This is a genomic window from Methylocystis heyeri (assembly GCF_004802635.2).
Taxonomy (GTDB): domain Bacteria; phylum Pseudomonadota; class Alphaproteobacteria; order Rhizobiales; family Beijerinckiaceae; genus Methylocystis; species Methylocystis heyeri.
This window is the reverse complement of record NZ_CP046052.1, coordinates 2,788,075-2,804,279: the sequence shown is the minus strand read 5'-3', so window position 1 is coordinate 2,804,279 and position 16,205 is coordinate 2,788,075. Positions and strand designations below refer to the sequence as shown.

The window sequence follows — 16,205 nt, the reverse complement described above, 5'->3', positions numbered from 1 at the left end:
GCGCTTGACCAGGGCCCGAAAGGGCCTTTTTTGTTGCCCGAAATTCAACAAGGCGGAAAGAACGCGCGAAACGGAAAGCCATAAAAATGTCTAAAGAGATGACCGGCGCAGAAATGGTGGTCGAAGCCCTGAAGGATCACGGGGTCGACGTCCTTTTCGGTTATCCCGGCGGCGCGGTTCTTCCGATTTACGACGTATTGTTCCAGCAGGAGTCCGTCAGGCACATTCTGGTGCGCCACGAGCAGGGAGCGGCCCATGCCGCGGAAGGCTACGCGCGCTCGTCCGGCAAGGTCGGCGCCCTGCTGGTGACCTCCGGCCCGGGCGCGACCAATACGGTCACGGGCCTGACCGACGCCCTGATGGACAGCATTCCGCTGGTCTGCATCACGGGGCAGGTTCCGACCCATCTCATCGGTTCGGACGCCTTTCAGGAATGCGACACCGTCGGGATCACCCGTCACTGCACCAAGCACAATTATCTCGTCAGAAGCATAGACGATCTCTGCCGGGTGCTGCACGAGGCCTTTTACGTCGCGACCAGCGGCCGGCCCGGCCCGGTGGTGGTGGACATTCCCAAGGATGTTCAGTTCGCGCGCGGAACCTATACGCCGCCGCACAACATCCACCACAAGACCTATAATCCCCAGATCGACGCCGATATGGCGCTGATCCGGGAGGCGGTGCGGATGATGGCGGCGGCCAGGAGGCCGATCTTCTATACCGGCGGCGGCGTCATCAACTCGGGTCCGATCGCCTCGACCCTGCTGCGCGAGCTCGCGGCGCTGACCGGCTTTCCCGTCACCTCGACCCTGATGGGGCTGGGAGCCTATCCGGCGACGTCCGGCAATTGGCTGGGCATGCTCGGCATGCACGGCACCTTCGAGGCCAACAACGCCATGCACGACTGCGATCTCATGATCGCCGTCGGCGCGCGCTTCGACGACCGCATCACCGGCCGGCTCGACGCTTTTTCGCCCGGCTCCAAGAAGGTCCATATCGACATCGACCGTTCTTCCATCAACAAGAACGTGAAAGTCGATCTCGCCATCGTCGGCGATTGCGCTCATGTGCTCGAGGCGATGGTCCGGCTGTGGCGTTCCGAAGCGATGCACGCCGAAAAGCAGCCGCTCGAAGACTGGTGGCGCCAGATCGACGCCTGGCGCGGCAGGAAATCTCTGGCGTTCCGCAATTCGGACAATGTGATCAAGCCGCAATACGCCGTGCAGCGTCTTTACGAACTCACCAAGGGCAAGGACGTTTACGTCACCACCGAGGTCGGGCAGCACCAGATGTGGGCCGCCCAGCATTTCCACTTCGACGAACCCAACCGCTGGATGACTTCGGGCGGGCTCGGCACGATGGGCTATGGCCTGCCCGCCGCGATCGGCGCGCAGCTCGCCCATCCCGGCTCGGTGGTGGTGGACATCGCCGGGGAGGCCTCGATCCTGATGTGCATTCAGGAACTCTCCACCGCCATTCAATATCGCCTGCCCGTGAAGGTCTTCATCCTGAACAACGAATATATGGGGATGGTGCGCCAGTGGCAGGAGCTGCTCCACGGCGGGCGCTATTCGCACAGCTATTCGGAGGCGCTGCCGGACTTCGTGAAGCTTGCGGAGGCATTCGGCGCCAAGGGAATTCGCTGCTTCGATCCCGCCGGGCTCGACGCTGCGATCCAGGAGATGCTGGACTACGACGGCCCGGTGCTGTTCGACTGCCTGGTCGAGAAATCGGAAAACTGCTTCCCGATGATTCCTTCCGGAAAAGCCCATAACGATATGCTGCTCGCCGATCTTTCGGACGACGCCGGGCTGGAGCTCGGCTCGGTCATCGACGAAAAGGGCAAGATGCTCGTCTGAGGGCCCACGTCCCGAGCCGAAGCGCAACCAACGGAAACGCCATGAACGCCCCGACTTCCTCGCCGTCGCCCTATTCCGTGTCGACGGCGCAATCAAAGATAGAGCAGCACACGCTTTCGGTGCTGGCCGACAATGAACCGGGCGTCCTCGCCCGGGTGGTGGGGCTGTTTTCGGGCCGGGGCTACAACATCGAAAGCCTGACCGTGGCCGAGGTGGCGCACGCCGAGCATCTGTCGCGCGTCACGATCAGGACCTCGGGCGCGCCCGAGACCATCGACCAGATCCGCCATCAGCTCGAGCGTCTGGTGCCGGTGCGGCAGGTCACGGACCTCACCGAGGGCGGCCGCGGCCTGGAGCGCGAGCTGGCGATGGTCAAGGTGCGCGGGCGGGGGGAGAACCGGGCCGACGCGCTGCAGCTCGCCAACGCCTTCCGCGCCCGCATCGTCGACGCCACCACCGAGAGCTTTATTTTCGAACTCACCGGCAAGCCGGAAAAAATCGACGAATTCGTGGACCTCATGCGGCCGATCGGCCTCGTCGAAGTTTCACGTACGGGCGTCGCCGCGATTTCGCGCGGGCCCGAGCCGATCTGATCCGGCAAGCCTTGGGCTTTTGACCTTCTCCGCGTCGCCGCGTAGAAGAAGCCGCAAATTCTGGAAATTCGAGACGAGCCCGTCCTTGTGGGACGGACTGACAAGGCGCCCCATGAACTGTCCCAAGGGACAAAAGTGGCCGCCCGCCACATGGGGCTTCACGCCGCCGCAGCCGAGGGAAACGAAGGAAATGCGCGTTTATTACGACCGGGACGCCGATATTAATCTGATCAAGGGCAAGAAAGTCGCCATCGTCGGTTATGGCAGCCAGGGCTTCGCTCATGCTCTGAACCTCAAGGAAAGCGGCGTCGCCGAGGTCGCGGTGGCCCTGCGCAAGGGCTCTTCCTCCATCGCCAAGGCGCAAGGCGCCGGGCTGAAGGTGCTGGAAGTGGCCGAGGCCGCCAAATGGGCCGACGTCGTGATGATGCTGACTCCCGACGAGTTGCAGGGCGAAATCTACGCGAACGAACTCGCCCCCAACCTCAAGCCGGGCGCGGCGCTGCTCTTCGCCCACGGGCTGAACATCCACTTCAACCTGATCGAGCCGCGCAAGGATCTCGACGTCCTGATGGTCGCGCCGAAGGGCCCCGGACACACTGTCCGCGGCGAATATCTCAAGGGCGGCGGCGTTCCCTGCCTGATCGCGGTTCACCAGAACGCTTCGGGCAACGCGCTCGAACTCGGCCTTTCCTACGCCAGCGCCATCGGCGGCGGTCGGGCCGGCGTCATCGAGACGACCTTCCGCGAGGAATGCGAGACCGACCTTTTCGGCGAGCAGGTCGTGCTCTGCGGCGGGCTCGTGGAGTTGATTCGCGCCGGTTTCGAGACGCTGGTCGAGGCCGGCTACGCGCCCGAGATGGCCTATTTCGAGTGCCTTCACGAGGTCAAGCTCATCGTCGACCTGATCTATGAAGGCGGCATCGCCAATATGAACTATTCCGTTTCGAACACTGCGGAATATGGCGAATATGTCACCGGCCCCCGCATCATCACTCCCGCCACCAAGGCCGAGATGAAGCGGGTTCTCGAAGACATCCAGTCGGGCAAGTTTACCCGCGACTGGATGCTCGAGAACAAGGTCAACCAGACTTCGTTCAAGGCGACCCGCACGCGCAACGCGGCTCACCCCATCGAAGAGGTGGGCGCCAGGCTGCGCGGGATGATGCCCTGGATCGGCAAGAACAAGCTGGTCGACAAGGACCGTAACTAACGATTATCATGGCGTAGGCGAGGCAACTCAAAGCGTTTCGTAAGTAGACGCGGCCTTTCCGGCGCAGGAAAACATGCGCCGGCTCTCGCGAGGGGGCCGGCGAAGAGGGGGCGCGCATGTATGGAGGGGCGGACCGCCCAGTCCAGATGACCGGGGGCGAGATTCGTCGCCGGATCGTCGACATCACGCGTCTCAGGCTCGCGGGCGATCTCGATCGCCTGATGGAATATTTCTCTCCAACCGTCGTCGTTCACTATAATTGCACCAAAGAAGGCCTGTTCAGCCCGGGCGTCTTGAACGGCCGGGAGGAATTCCGCGCCAATCTCCGCCTTACCGAGGAAAACTATCAGGGCGTCGACGGAGAGATCGTAGACATTCTGGTTGAAAACGACCTGTCCGCCGTCCGCTGGCGCACGCATTGGCGCCATCGCGGCGCGGGGCTCGTCTATCCTCTCGAGATGGCCTATTTCCTGCGCTGGCGGGGCAGTTTCGTCGTCGAGATGCATGAATTTCTCGATATTCCTGGAGCGGTGACCCTCGGCCGCGGCGGGCTCGGCCATTTCGACGACATGCTGAATCCGCATCCGCCGGGATTGAGCCGCGAGGAAATCGCGAGCCGAATGACGGAACTCGCCGACTTCCCCACTCCGATGGGGATGGACCTGGCCGCGACGAGAAAATATTTTTCTCCCGACGTCGTGTGTGAATTCATCGGCAACAGGGAGCGGTTTCCCTATGCGGGCCGGCATGTCGGCGTCGAGGCGTTGACCAACATCGTGCGGACGATCGCCACCGAGTTCGAGCAGTTCAACTGCGGTCTCTCGGACATATTGATCGACGGCGGTCGCGCGGCCTGCCGCCGGACGGTGGAAGTGCGCCATCGCGGCACGGGCAGGCACGGGCTGGTGGAGCTCGCCGAATTCCTGAAGATCGAAAACGGCCTGATCGTCGAAATGATCGAATATCGCGACAGCGTGACCATCCTGGAGATGCAGGGCGAGATGGACGGCCGGTGACGAGACCGCTGCAATTCCACGCGATCGATGTTTTCACCAGTTCCAGATTGAGCGGTAGCCCCCTGGCGGTCGTAGACGCCGCCGGGGAGCTTTCCGCCTCGCAGATGCGGGCGATCGCAAGCGAGTTCGGCTTCCCCGTCACGGCCTTTCTTCGCGCGTCGCGCGATCCCGTCAACAGCGCCGGCCTGCGCGTGTTCACGCGTAGCGGCGAGGCTTCCTTTTCAGCCGAGGCCGTGATCGGCGTCGCTGTTCTGTTGGCCGAGACCCGCGCCGGCGAGGTTCTTTCCCGGCGCGGCGTGGTGATCGCTCTGGAACTGGGCGGCGAGGTTTATTCCTGCGAGGTCATCCGGAACAGCGCCGGGGTGTCTTACGCCCAGTTTACGCTGCGGCGCCTTCCCTCGAGGGAGCCGAGGCCGCTCGATCCGCTTGTCGTCGCGGCTGCGCTGGGGCTCGCCGCGGCGGACATCGGCTTCGACTGGCACGCGCCTTGTCTGTGCAGCCTGTTTTCCCGCTTCGCTTTCATCCCCGTAGGCGGCAGGAGGGCATTGGAGAAAGCCTGCCCCATGCGGCAGTCCTGGCCTCTCGTCTTCGGCCGGGACGCGGGCGTCTGTCTCTACACCGCCGACGCGCTGGCCCCGGAGAGCGCGCTTCATATCCGTTCCTTTCGAGTCGAGGAAGGAGAGGATTGCGCAAATGGCGAGGCGCTGGCGGCCTTCGCGGCGGCGGCATGCGCGTTCGAGAGCCCGCAGGACGGCGAACACCAAATGTTCATAGAACAGGGACACAACGTCGGCCGCGCCTCTCGCCTCACTCTCGGCCTCGGCGTCCAGGACGGCCGGCTCGCCGAAATCAGGCTGGGCGGCCAGGCGACGCCGACCATGCGGGGAGAACTCAAGCTTTGACGGAAGTTCGAATCCTGGAGATCGATCGTCTCGAGTGTCGGGTCGTGCGCTACGATTGGGAGTTCGAACGCGGTTTCGGCAAGGAGATCGAGGCTCATTGGGCGGAGCGCAAAGCCGCCAATCCTGCGCTCTACGACGGCCCGGTGCTGCTCGCCTGCCGGGCCGAGCCGCGGCGCGAGGCGAGCGGCGAAAATATCCTCTGCGTCGATTTCTTCGAGGTCGGCTTCTCCCGTTTCCTGGCCTGGCGCGATTTCGGCTTTCCCGATCGCGGGGTCTACAACTGCTTCGCCATGCCGGCCCTTCGAACCGTCGACGGGGCCTTTCTTCTCGGCGAGATGGGGCCGCGCCACTCCTGCGCCGGGCTGCTTTATTTTCCGGCCGGCACGCCCGACCGCAGCGACGTCTTCGACGGACGCGTGGATCTCGACGGCAGCGTGATCCGGGAGCTCGCCGAGGAGACCGGCATTTGCGTCGAGAAGAGCATGTTTTCGCCGGGCTGGCGGGTGGTCTTCGAAAGCCAGCGCATCGCATGCATGAAAATAATAGAGTGGCCGGCGCCCGCGTCGGACGTCGCGGCGCGCGTGGAACGGCATATCTCCAGCGAGGACGAACCTGAACTCGCGAGCGGATATATGGTGGATCGGCGGGAACAGCTCGCAGACCCGCGCCTTCCCGCCTTCATGACGGCGTTTCTGGAGCCCTTGCTGGAGCGCTGAAGTTGCGCCAGCCCTTTTTTGGCTGAATTTTCCACTTTGCCGGTATATAAGCTGCAAATCATGATGAAAAGCCACGATGGCGAGTGGGGGCCGGGGGCCGCCGACCCGCGCGTCGCCGCCATACGCGGCGCGCTCGACAGCCATTGCATCGTGCTCGTCGGCATGATGGGCTCGGGCAAGAGCGCTATCGGCCAGCGCCTCGCCGCCCGCCTCGGATTGAGATTCTTCGACGCCGACGCCGAAATCGTCTCCGCGGCCGGCATGACCATCCCCGAGATTTTCCAGAAATACGGCGAGGGGTATTTTCGCGACGGCGAAAGGCGCGTGCTGTTCCGGCTGCTCAACAACGGGCCGATCGTGCTCGCCACCGGCGGCGGGGCCTTTCTCGATCCGCGCACGCGCCGGCGCATCGCAGAGCGCGGGGTTTCGGTCTGGTTCGACGCCGATCACGAAACCCTGTTGAAGCGGGTGCGGCGCAAGAGCGATCGGCCCCTGCTGCAGACGCCCGATCCCGGCGCGACCCTGCGCCGCCTCATGGACGACCGTAACCCCATCTACGCCACTGCGGACATCAGGGTCGTCTCGCGCGACGTCCCCCAGGAGGCGATGGTGGAGGAAACCATGGACGCCCTCGCCGGCCGCCTTCCTTCCATGACGATAGGCGCGCACCGCTCCACCAAGGAAACCCAGGCAATCATGAACCACTTTGCGCAGCGCCCGAACCAGACCTCCAACGCAGCGCCGCATTTCGAAAATGTGCGGGTCGGACTGGGCGAACGCTCCTATGACATCGTGATCGGCTCGGGCCTCTTGGCCCAGGCCGGCGAGCGCATCGCGGCGGTCGCGCCGGGCGCGGCCTGCGCCATCGTCACGGATTCAAATGTGGCGGCGCTTTACCTGCCCGCGCTGGAAGACAGCCTGAAAGCCAGCGGCCTGCGTACGACCTCGATCGTGGTGGAGCCGGGCGAGAGCTCGAAGTCCCTCGGCGTGTTCGGCCGCGTCTGCGAAGAAGCCATCGCAGCGAGGATCGAACGCCGCGACGTCATCGTCGCGCTCGGCGGCGGCGTCGTCGGCGATCTTTCCGGCTTCGTCGCTGCGAGCCTGCGGCGCGGCGCGAGATTCATCCAGATTCCGACTTCGCTTCTGGCCCAGGTCGACAGTTCGGTCGGCGGCAAGACGGGGATCAACTCGCCGCAAGGCAAGAATCTGATCGGCGCCTTTCATCAGCCCGCGCTGGTCCTCGCCGACGTCGACACGCTCGTAACCCTGCCGCCGCGGGAATTGCGCGCCGGCTACGCCGAAGTCGTCAAATACGGCCTGATCTGCGACCGGCGTTTCTTCGAATGGCTGGAGGCCGACGGCGACGCCGTGTTCCACAGCAAGCCGGAGCAGATCTGCGCGGTGGCTGTGAGCTGCGAGACCAAGGCGCGCATCGTCGCCAATGACGAGACCGAGCAGGGAGACCGCGCGCTCCTCAATCTCGGCCACACTTTCGGCCACGCTTTCGAGCGCCTCGTCAATTACGACAACGCCCGGCTGGTGCATGGCGAAGGCGTCGCCATCGGCCTCGCTCTGGCGCTGCGCTTTTCGCATCGGCTCGGCCTGTGCGCCGGCCAGGACGCCGAGCGCGCCGAGCGCCATCTCGCGAGCCTCGGCTTGCCGACGCGCATCGGGGAAATACCGGGCTGGAATTTCGACGCCGACGCGGTGTTGAACGCGATGTATCAGGACAAGAAGGTCGAAAAGGGCGCGCTCACTTTCGTGCTGCTGCGCGGCATCGGCGAAGCCTTCGTCGCCAAATCCGTCGACGCGGGCGAGGTGAGACGGTTTTTGCTGAGCGAAATTTAACTATGCGCGCGAGAGCGCCGCAGGCCAATCGAGGGAGGCGAGTTTGAGCGACGGCGACCCGTGGACGGCGCTGCTTGTCGTTGTCGTGTGCGTTGTTCTCTCGGCGTTTTTTTCAGGATCGGAGACGGCCCTCACGGCGGCCTCCCCAGCGCATATGCATGCGCTCGAAAAGGAGGGAGACAAGCGCGCCGGCATTGTTTCGCGGCTCATGCGCCAGCGCAACAGGATGATCGCCGCCCTGCTGCTCGGCAACACCCTCTTCAACATCGGCGGCTCGGCCTTCGCGACCAGCGTGCTGGTCGCCCTGTTCGGAGAGCATGGCGCGGTCTACGCCACCTTCATCATGACCGCGATGCTGCTGGTGTTCGCCGAGGTTCTGCCCAAGACCCTGGCGATCAATCACCCGGACAGCTTTTCCCTGGCGGCGGCGCGGACCGTCGGCATCGTCGTCTCCGTTTTCGGCCCCTTGCTGGCCGGGGTCGAATTTTTCGTGCGCTGGCTGTTGAAAATGGCCGGCGTCGAGCTCGGCGAAGGCCGCAACGTGCTGTCGCCCTATGACGAACTCATGAGCGCGGTCGACATCCTGCATGAAGAAGGCAATGTCGAGCGCAGCGCGAGGGACATGTTCGGCGGCGTGCTCGATCTCCAGGTCATGCATGTGTCCGACGTCATGGTTCATCGCACCAAGATGCGCGCGATCGACGCCGATCTCCCGCCCAAGCAGATCATCCGCGAGGTGCTGGCCTCGCCCTACACCAGAATGCCCCTGTGGCGGGAGCGGCCCGACAATTTCATCGGCGTGCTGCATTCGAAGGACCTCTTGCGCGCGCTGGACGCGGCAGGGGGGGATGCAGCTTCCTTGCAGATCGACGAGATCATGCTGGAGCCCTGGTTCACGCCCGAGGCGACCACGCTCAAGGACCAGCTCGAGGCCTTTTTGAAGCGCAAGACCCATTTCGCCTTCGTCGTCGACGAATATGGCGAGGTCATGGGCCTCGTGACGCTCGAGGACATTCTGGAGGAGATCGTCGGCGACATCCGGGACGAGCACGACGTCGCCATGCTGGGCGTGCGCGCGCAGAAGGACGGCTCGGTGCTGGTCGACGGCGCCGTTCCGGTGCGCGATCTCAACCGCGCGATGGACTGGCATTTGCCCGACAGCGAGGCGACCACCATCGCCGGGCTCGTCATCCACGAAGCCGGCGCCATTCCCGAAGCCGGCCAGGTGTTCAGCTTCCATGGTTTTCGCTTCGAGGTGCTGCGGCGAGTCCGCAACCGCATCACGTCGTTGAGGGTGGTTCCCGAAGGGCTGTAAGACGGGTTCAGCCGCGTCGCCCCCTACGACTTCCGGCTGATCCGCGTCATCGCGAGCGACAAGCGAAGCGACCCAGAGCGGCGCCCGTCCCCTGGAGCGCATTCCGCAAAAGTTGATAGACTTTTGCGACAAGAATGCGCTCTAGCTATTTGATTCTGGCACGATTTCTTATCGCTCGAACGATTCCGTTCGAGCGGAAAGCGCGCTGGATCGCCGCGTCGCTGCGCTCCTCGCAATGACGCCGAGGGACCGCTCTATTCAAGCGGAAACCATATCACGCCTCCGCCGGCTGGGCGGTGAGGAGCTGCGCCGCGGCGAGGGCGGCGAAGCGCCCTCCCTGCCGCACCAGCTCGTCGAACGAGCCGTGCTCGATGACTGCGCCGTTTTCGAACACGAAAATCCGGTCGGCGTTGCGAATGGTCGCCAGCCGGTGCGCGATGACGAAAGTGGTGCGGCCCTGCATGGCGGCGTCGAGCGCTTTCTGGATCTGGGTTTCGGTCTCGGCGTCGAGCGCGCTGGTCGCCTCGTCGAACACCATGATCGGCGGGTCCTTGAGCAGGGCCCTCGCGATCGAGAGCCTTTGGCGCTCGCCGCCGGAAAGGGTTCTGCCCCGCTCGCCGACCTCGGTCGCGACGCCCTCGCTCTGGCGGGCGACGAAATCCGCCGCCTGGGCGCGCTCCAGCGCCAGCGCGATTTCCGCATCGGTGGCGTCGGGCTTGCCGATGCGGATGTTTTCCTCGATCGAGCGCGCGAACAGCATCGGCTCCTGGAAGACGACCCCGATATTGCGGCGAAGCGAGGTCAGCGTGAATTCGCGGATGTCGACGCCGTCGATCAGAATGCGGCCTTCCGCCGGATCGAACACGCGATGCAGCAGGCCGAGCGTGGTGGATTTGCCCGAGCCGGTCGAGCCGACGAGGGCGATGGTTTCGCCGGGCCTCGCCACGAAGCTGACGTTGCGCACCGCCATGCGTTTGCCGTCATAGGAGAAGCTGACGTTCTCGAAGGTCACTTCTCCCGAAAACCTGCCGGCGTCGCGGGCGTCGGCGCGATCCGCCACCACCGGATGGGTGTCGAGAATGGCGAAGAAACCCCGCAGCTTGGCCGATTGCTGAAACAGGAAATTGACGAATCCGACCGTGTGCTCCAGCCGGCCGATCAGCATGATGGCGAAATTGGTGAAGGTCACGATCTCGCCGATCGTCGCGAGGTCGCGCATATGCAGCCAGGCGCCGAGGAGGAAAATGCACAGCACGGTGATCGTCGCCGAAGCGCGACTCGCCACCACCACCATGGCCCACCAGTTCAGGACCGGCAGCTGCGCGGCGAGCAGGTCGGCGATTATGCTTTTGAGCGCCAGCGACTCGCTTTGCGCGCGGGTGAAGCTCTGGACCACCGGAACATTGCCGAGCGCGTCGGAAGCAAGGCTCGCCAGCGCCACATTGTGGTGTTCGACCGTGGCCTGCAGAGCCTCGGTGCGCCGCACGACGAAGGCCGTCACGATATAGAACAGCGTCACCATGACGATCAGCAGGCTGGCGAGGCGCCAGTTATACAGGAGCGTCGCCGGCAGCATCAGGAACAGGGCGAGGAACGAGGCGCAGTGTTCGCGAAAGAAGGAAAGCCACAGCACGAACATGGCGGTGGCGCCTTCCAGCATCGACTGCAGCAGGCGCCCGGAATGGACATTGGCGTGAAAGCTCAGCGGCAGGTTGAGCACGTGATCGAAATATTGCGCCATGGCGGCGAGACGGCTGCGATGCGCGAGACGGTCGGCGCGCAGGCCCACGGCGATCGAGCCGGCGATCGAGAACAGGCCGAAAGCGCCCCAGCCCATGACCAGCGGAAGCAGGTCGCTCCAGGCGAGTTTTCCGCCGGAAGCCTGCGTGCTGGTCATGAGGTCGATGATGCGTCCGAACAGAATCGGCTCGGCATATTGGGTGCAAGCGAGAGCGAAATTGCCGGCGACCAGAAAATAGACCAGCTTGGCCTCGGGCCTCAATTGGCCCAGCACGCGAAGATAGACGGACAATGGCGACATGGAGCGGCTCGCAAAACGCGGATGCCCGCCCATTACAAGGGGTTTGGGGCCGAAGCAAGGAGGGAGAGGGGGCGCTTTCCGAGGTCTGGCAGTCCTCGGCGCGACCTTGCCACAGCGCGCATATTGGTGGAAGGTCGAGGTTGAGCAAGGCTTATCCGGGCGATCCCGGAATATGCTTATTAGCGCTCTTTCACGCTGGATTTGCAAATGTCGTCCACAATTAGTTTTTCGGCGGAAATGAATGTAAAAGACTATGCGGCATGGGGATTGTACGTTCATCTCCTCAATCGCAAGCGGAGCAGAACGCGCACCTACGTAGCCGCCGCACTCTTTTTTGCCTTTGTCATTTTCTTGCCGATATTTGATTTCTGGCGGAATGACATGCCCGATGCAGATTTGCTGAGCATGCTGCAGCAATATTTCGTCGAACACGTATTGGAGTCTTCCATCCCGATATTCGCGGCGCTTGCCATCTATATTTACCTGTCGCGTGAAAAAGCCTTTCGGTCGCTCATCAACCGGCAGTTTCATTCCTTGGCCAAATTGGTCGGGGATGCGGGACAGACGCAACTTCATGAATATCGTCTGGATGGCGAAGCCATTCACGTGAAGATGCCGAGCGGCGCGCTCACACTGGAGTGGCCGGCCTTTCTCCGATTCGGTGAAACGCCGGAGCACTTTTTCGTGGCCTATCCCTGGTGCACAGCCGTCTCTATCCCAAAACGGGCGCTTTCGATCGAACAGATCAGCGCGGTCCGTGCGTTGCTCACCGAAAAGATCGGCAATGCGGGTTTTTATAGTCCCGAGGCCGCGCAAGCGAGGTAACACACAATAATACCTCATATTGCGATGTAATTTAACGTATTGCTGTTGCGACGTATTGGCGTAGACCGCATGTTTCCTGATCCGTAAATATCATCTGCTGTCGACATGCTGCCTCGCGCTTGCCGTCCTGCGCGCCGCAGCCTAATTTTTAAACGGATGCGGCAGATGAGCTCTTCAAAAGACGGAGAGACGAATATGTCGAAAACCAGACAGATACTAACCTACGCTGCAGCTCTACTTATACCCGCGGGGATGCTCCTGGTTGCCTGGCCTATGCTTGCGTCAAATCTCTTCGCCAGCGGCGTTGGAGGGGACTCCTTCATGCCTCATGGCATGTGTTATCTTTGGGTGCCGCAGCTCTATTGGATGCATGTCAGCTCCGACCTCCTGATCGGAGTGTCATATCTCGCTATTTCCTCGACGCTGATCTATCTCATTTACCGGGCCCGCGAGGACATGCCGTTTTCCTGGATCTTCGTGGCCTTCGGAATATTCATCCTCGCCTGCGCCGGCACGCATTTCATGGGGGCGTGGACTGTGTGGAATCCCGCCTATTGGCTCGCGGGCTATGTCAAGCTCCTGACCGCGGCGGCTTCGGTCGCGACCGCCGTGGTGCTTCCTTTCCTGGTTCCGAAAGTGTTGTCGCTGATCAAAGCCGTGAGGCTTTCGGAAGACCGTAGAGAGCAGCTGGAGCGCTTTCAGCCCAAGATGGCGGAATAAGCGGCGTAAATCGGCGAAGGGCGCTATCACCCTCCCATTGAGGGGGAGGGTCGCCGCCGGGGCGCATTCCGCAAAAGTGAAGAGACTTTTGCGATGAGAATGCGCGCCAGGCGGCGGGGTGGGGTGACTCTCTGCTGCAATTTGCGCCATTTATCCCCCACCCGACCGCCTCCGGCGGTCGACCTCCCCGCGAAGGGGGAGGTATGGGCGCCTCGCGGCGTCTGAGGATTTCTTCCCCAACGACATCGCCGCGCTCCGGCCTTTCAAAATCGCGGCCAAACGCCTAAATTCCCGCCGTGGCCCTTTGGCTCCCGGCATTGGAGATAAGCGATGCGTTCGGTTTCGAGCTGGCGTTCCCTCGCCGTCGCAGTTCTGCTCGGTTTCAACGTCGCAGGATGCGGCTACAACACCATTCCCACCCTCGAAGAAAACGCCAAGGCGAAATGGTCGGCGGTGCAGGCCCAATATCAGCGCCGCGCCGACCTCATTCCCAATCTGGTGGCGACGGTCCAGGGATACGCCAAGCAGGAAAAGGAAGTGCTGACCTCGGTCGCCGAGGCGCGCGCCAAGGCGACGCAGGTGCGGATCGACGCCTCTTCGCTGTCCGACCCCGAGAAAATGAAGCAGTTCCAGGACGCCCAGAACCAGCTCAGCGGCGCGCTCGGCCGCCTGCTGGCGGTCAGCGAGGCCTATCCCGACCTCAAATCCAACGCGAATTTCCTGGCCCTGCAGTCGCAGCTCGAAGGCACGGAGAACCGCATCAACGTCGCCCGCCGCGATTACATCGAGGCGGCGAGGGACTATAACCTCTCGTTGCGGACCTTCCCGACGCTGATCTGGGCCAAGACCTTCTTCGCCTCCGAAAAGCCGATGGCCGAATTTACCGCGAGCGACGCGGCGCAGAGCGCGCCCGAGGTCAAATTTTGAGAGCCCGAAATTCGAGCATTTCGCCGGCGTCGCCGCGCGGGCGAGAACGCTTTTTCTTCACGGTTATCGGCCTATCTAGCGGGAAGAGCCGGGATAGCGCAGCCTCGATCATACCGCGCGCAAGCCGGCCGCAGGGGCCCCGACAATGAACCAGCTCGTCATGCAAGCCCGGGCCGACGCCGCGCCGCCTTCCGGCGGCCGGGCCGCCTTGCGCGAAATCTGCGCGAGCGACGCGCTCTGGCTCCATATGCGCGGCGAAGCGGCGGCGGCCCTCGCGCTGGAGCCGGCCTTGTCGCCGCTGCTGATGGGGGCCGTGGTCAACAGGTCCTGCCTCGCCGACGCCATCGCCCATCGCGTCAGCGCGCGGCTGGGCGCGAGCGCGATCTCCGGGCAGATGATTCTGGACGCCTACGCGGAAGCGCTCGCCGCCGAACCCGAAATAACCGAGGCTTTCCGCGCCGATCTCGCCGCCATCGTGGAAAGAGACCCCGCCTGCGGGCGGCTCATCGACGCTTTCCTTTATTACAAGGGTTTCCACGCCATCGAGACCCACAGGCTGGCCAACTGGCTGTGGCGGCGGGGACGCAGGGACTTCGCGCTATATCTGCAGAGCCGCGGCTCTGAGATTTTCCAGACCGACATTCACCCGGCCGCCCGCTTCGGCAAAGGGGTTTTTCTGGACCACGCCACCGGCCTGGTGGTGGGCGAGACCGCGGTGGTGGAGGACGATGTCTCCATCATGCAGAATGTGACCCTGGGCGGAACCGGCAAGCAGTCGGGCGATCGCCACCCGAAGGTGCGGCGCGGGGTGCTGATCGGGGCCGGGGCCAAGATTCTCGGCAATATCGAGATCGGAGCCTGCTCCAGAGTCGCCGCGGGCTCGGTGGCGCTAAGCTCCGCGCCGCGCAACGTCACGGTGGCCGGCGTTCCTGCAAAGGTCATCGGCGCCAACGGCTGCGCCGAGCCGGCGCGGGACATGGACCAGCTTCTCGGCGATCTCGCTTATGATTCTTTTGCTTATGTGATCTGAGGGTCGCAGGATCATCGCGCAGCGCACGCGCCGTCGCCAAAGGCATGCGGTGTGAGTCTTGCCACATGCGAATGGTCCAAGCCATGGAATGACTACCCCACGCTCAAATTTGCGAAGGGGAGAACAACCATGGTTTCGACGCAGAAATCTTGCCGCTATGGCGCCGCCTTTGCCAAGGGCTTTGTGAAGATCTCGGCCGCACTCGCCATGGTAGGAATCTCGGCGAGCGCTGGAATGGCGGCGGCGGTGACGCTGAATTCGCCCTATGGGCTCGCGGTCGATCAAAGCTCTGGCGCTTTATATATCACCGATCCTGTTGCCGGGCAGGTAGCGCTTTACAACCCCGATTCAAAGACGCTTTCGCCATTCGTTACGGGGCAACCCAATGTATTCTCTGTTGCTGTCAACAGTGACGGCTTCGTCTACACTGGCGTCGTCGGATCGAACCCGCAGATCTATGTCTATAACCGAAATGGCCAGGCGGTAAATGGGCTAGCCGTGCCGCCGGGCGATCAACCCATCACCATGGCGTTCGACGCCGACAACATTCTGTACCAATCGTTTGGCTTCGCAGACAACAATTCTCAAATCAACATGAATTCCTATATAAACAATATTTCAATTGATTTTAGACCGATTACCGGATTCGCTCCATACAGCCGCCTGCAGACATATACGAGGCTCAATCCAGGAAGCAGATACGCCATCGCTTATGATGACGGCCAGATGTTCGTTATCGGAGCATATACTGGCGGAACTCTAAATATCTACGATATGCAGATTCTGGCTCAAGGCCGTGCCGCTGATATCAATGCCAGTTTAGGCTTGTCCTTAATGATTTCGTATAGAGCCTGGTCGAATAACCACATTATTCCCGGCGCGACGGGGCCGGCTTTCGCAGCGGCTGTCGATGCGCATCACAATATTTACTACACCAATCCCGATAACAAAACCATTTCCGTTACCGGCAAATTGATCAATACGTCCACCCTACCGATTACTCTGCCGTCGTCACCCTTCGGGATCGCCTTCGACAAGGCGCGGTCGCTGCTTTATCTCGCCTTTCCAAGCGAGCATCTGGTCCGCGCTTACAAAGTGTCTTACACGACGCGGAACGGCGCGCAAACGCCAGCGCTGACGCCTGTGGCCTTTCCCTGAACCAAAAAGCAACAAAGTTAGAGCGCGTTCGATCAAAACCGAACG

At 62.6% G+C, this 16,205-nt stretch carries 14 protein-coding genes; 13 read left to right on the top strand and 1 reads right to left on the bottom strand.

Features of this window, described 5'->3' with window-relative positions:
• Nucleotides 1–86: 86 nt before the first annotated feature.
• The 8 genes from H2LOC_RS12795 (at nucleotide 87) to H2LOC_RS12760 (ending at nucleotide 9,459) form a co-directional block, all read left to right on the top strand.
• A complete protein-coding gene (locus tag H2LOC_RS12795) occupies nucleotides 87–1,859 on the top strand; it encodes an acetolactate synthase 3 large subunit (protein ID WP_136496735.1) in 1,773 nt (590 codons plus the stop codon).
• A gap of 41 nt (nucleotides 1,860–1,900) precedes the next feature.
• Complete coding sequence (gene ilvN, locus H2LOC_RS12790; protein WP_136496734.1) at nucleotides 1,901–2,452, top strand: acetolactate synthase small subunit; 552 nt, start codon at nucleotides 1,901–1,903, stop codon at nucleotides 2,450–2,452.
• A 190-nt stretch (nucleotides 2,453–2,642) separates the two neighbouring features.
• Nucleotides 2,643–3,662, top strand: a complete 1,020-nt coding sequence (gene ilvC, locus H2LOC_RS12785) for a ketol-acid reductoisomerase (protein WP_136497107.1) — start codon at nucleotides 2,643–2,645, stop codon at nucleotides 3,660–3,662.
• Nucleotides 3,663–3,778: 116 nt separating this feature from the next.
• On the top strand, nucleotides 3,779–4,678 hold the full coding sequence (locus H2LOC_RS12780; protein WP_136496733.1) for a nuclear transport factor 2 family protein: 900 nt from the start codon (nucleotides 3,779–3,781) through the stop codon (nucleotides 4,676–4,678).
• Nucleotides 4,675–5,580 (top strand): PhzF family phenazine biosynthesis protein, encoded by a 906-nt coding sequence (locus H2LOC_RS12775; RefSeq protein ID WP_162009761.1) that lies wholly within the window; start codon nucleotides 4,675–4,677, stop codon nucleotides 5,578–5,580. The genes H2LOC_RS12780 and H2LOC_RS12775 overlap by 4 nt, the downstream gene beginning before the upstream one ends.
• Nucleotides 5,577–6,296: an NUDIX hydrolase gene (locus H2LOC_RS12770; protein ID WP_136496731.1), complete on the top strand. Its 720-nt coding sequence runs from the start codon at nucleotides 5,577–5,579 to the stop codon at nucleotides 6,294–6,296. Before H2LOC_RS12775 ends, H2LOC_RS12770 begins: the two co-directional genes overlap by 4 nt.
• Before the next feature lie 60 nt (nucleotides 6,297–6,356).
• Nucleotides 6,357–8,144 (top strand): 3-dehydroquinate synthase, encoded by a 1,788-nt coding sequence (gene aroB / locus H2LOC_RS12765; protein ID WP_136496730.1) that lies wholly within the window; start codon nucleotides 6,357–6,359, stop codon nucleotides 8,142–8,144.
• A 43-nt stretch (nucleotides 8,145–8,187) separates the two neighbouring features.
• On the top strand, nucleotides 8,188–9,459 hold the full coding sequence (locus tag H2LOC_RS12760; protein ID WP_136496729.1) for an HlyC/CorC family transporter: 1,272 nt from the start codon (nucleotides 8,188–8,190) through the stop codon (nucleotides 9,457–9,459).
• 274 nt (nucleotides 9,460–9,733) lie between these two features.
• On the opposite strand, the gene H2LOC_RS12755 is transcribed toward H2LOC_RS12760, so the two are convergent.
• Nucleotides 9,734–11,500, bottom strand: coding sequence for a glucan ABC transporter ATP-binding protein/ permease (locus tag H2LOC_RS12755; protein ID WP_136496728.1), 1,767 nt, complete (start codon nucleotides 11,498–11,500; stop codon nucleotides 9,734–9,736).
• Nucleotides 11,501–11,707: 207 nt separating this feature from the next.
• Here H2LOC_RS12755 and H2LOC_RS12750 point away from each other — a divergent pair, with 207 nt between their 5' ends.
• The 5 genes from H2LOC_RS12750 (at nucleotide 11,708) to H2LOC_RS12730 (ending at nucleotide 16,160) form a co-directional block, all read left to right on the top strand.
• Nucleotides 11,708–12,325, top strand: a complete 618-nt coding sequence (locus H2LOC_RS12750; protein WP_136496727.1) for a YcxB family protein — start codon at nucleotides 11,708–11,710, stop codon at nucleotides 12,323–12,325.
• 321 nt (nucleotides 12,326–12,646) lie between these two features.
• The gene (locus tag H2LOC_RS12745; protein WP_154331659.1) at nucleotides 12,647–13,045 is read left to right on the top strand and encodes a hypothetical protein; all 399 of its coding nucleotides are present in this window, start codon (nucleotides 12,647–12,649) and stop codon (nucleotides 13,043–13,045) included.
• 330 nt (nucleotides 13,046–13,375) lie between these two features.
• Nucleotides 13,376–13,972: a LemA family protein gene (locus H2LOC_RS12740; RefSeq protein ID WP_136496725.1), complete on the top strand. Its 597-nt coding sequence runs from the start codon at nucleotides 13,376–13,378 to the stop codon at nucleotides 13,970–13,972.
• 145 nt (nucleotides 13,973–14,117) lie between these two features.
• Nucleotides 14,118–15,002: a serine O-acetyltransferase gene (cysE, locus tag H2LOC_RS12735; RefSeq protein ID WP_425487300.1), complete on the top strand. Its 885-nt coding sequence runs from the start codon at nucleotides 14,118–14,120 to the stop codon at nucleotides 15,000–15,002.
• A 129-nt stretch (nucleotides 15,003–15,131) separates the two neighbouring features.
• Nucleotides 15,132–16,160 (top strand): NHL repeat-containing protein, encoded by a 1,029-nt coding sequence (locus H2LOC_RS12730; RefSeq protein WP_136496724.1) that lies wholly within the window; start codon nucleotides 15,132–15,134, stop codon nucleotides 16,158–16,160.
• Nucleotides 16,161–16,205 lie beyond the last annotated feature (45 nt).

Coding starts and splice junctions, on each gene's coding strand:
- H2LOC_RS12795 (WP_136496735.1), top strand. CDS start 87: ATGTCTAAAGAGATGACCGGCGCAGAAATGGTGGTCGAAGCCCTGAAG.
- ilvN (WP_136496734.1), top strand. CDS start 1,901: ATGAACGCCCCGACTTCCTCGCCGTCGCCCTATTCCGTGTCGACGGCG.
- ilvC (WP_136497107.1), top strand. CDS start 2,643: ATGCGCGTTTATTACGACCGGGACGCCGATATTAATCTGATCAAGGGC.
- H2LOC_RS12780 (WP_136496733.1), top strand. CDS start 3,779: ATGTATGGAGGGGCGGACCGCCCAGTCCAGATGACCGGGGGCGAGATT.
- aroB (WP_136496730.1), top strand. CDS start 6,357: ATGATGAAAAGCCACGATGGCGAGTGGGGGCCGGGGGCCGCCGACCCG.
- H2LOC_RS12755 (WP_136496728.1), bottom strand. CDS start 11,500: ATGTCGCCATTGTCCGTCTATCTTCGCGTGCTGGGCCAATTGAGGCCC.
- H2LOC_RS12750 (WP_136496727.1), top strand. CDS start 11,708: ATGTCGTCCACAATTAGTTTTTCGGCGGAAATGAATGTAAAAGACTAT.
- H2LOC_RS12745 (WP_154331659.1), top strand. CDS start 12,647: ATGCCTCATGGCATGTGTTATCTTTGGGTGCCGCAGCTCTATTGGATG.
- H2LOC_RS12740 (WP_136496725.1), top strand. CDS start 13,376: ATGCGTTCGGTTTCGAGCTGGCGTTCCCTCGCCGTCGCAGTTCTGCTC.
- cysE (WP_425487300.1), top strand. CDS start 14,118: ATGAACCAGCTCGTCATGCAAGCCCGGGCCGACGCCGCGCCGCCTTCC.
- H2LOC_RS12730 (WP_136496724.1), top strand. CDS start 15,132: ATGGTTTCGACGCAGAAATCTTGCCGCTATGGCGCCGCCTTTGCCAAG.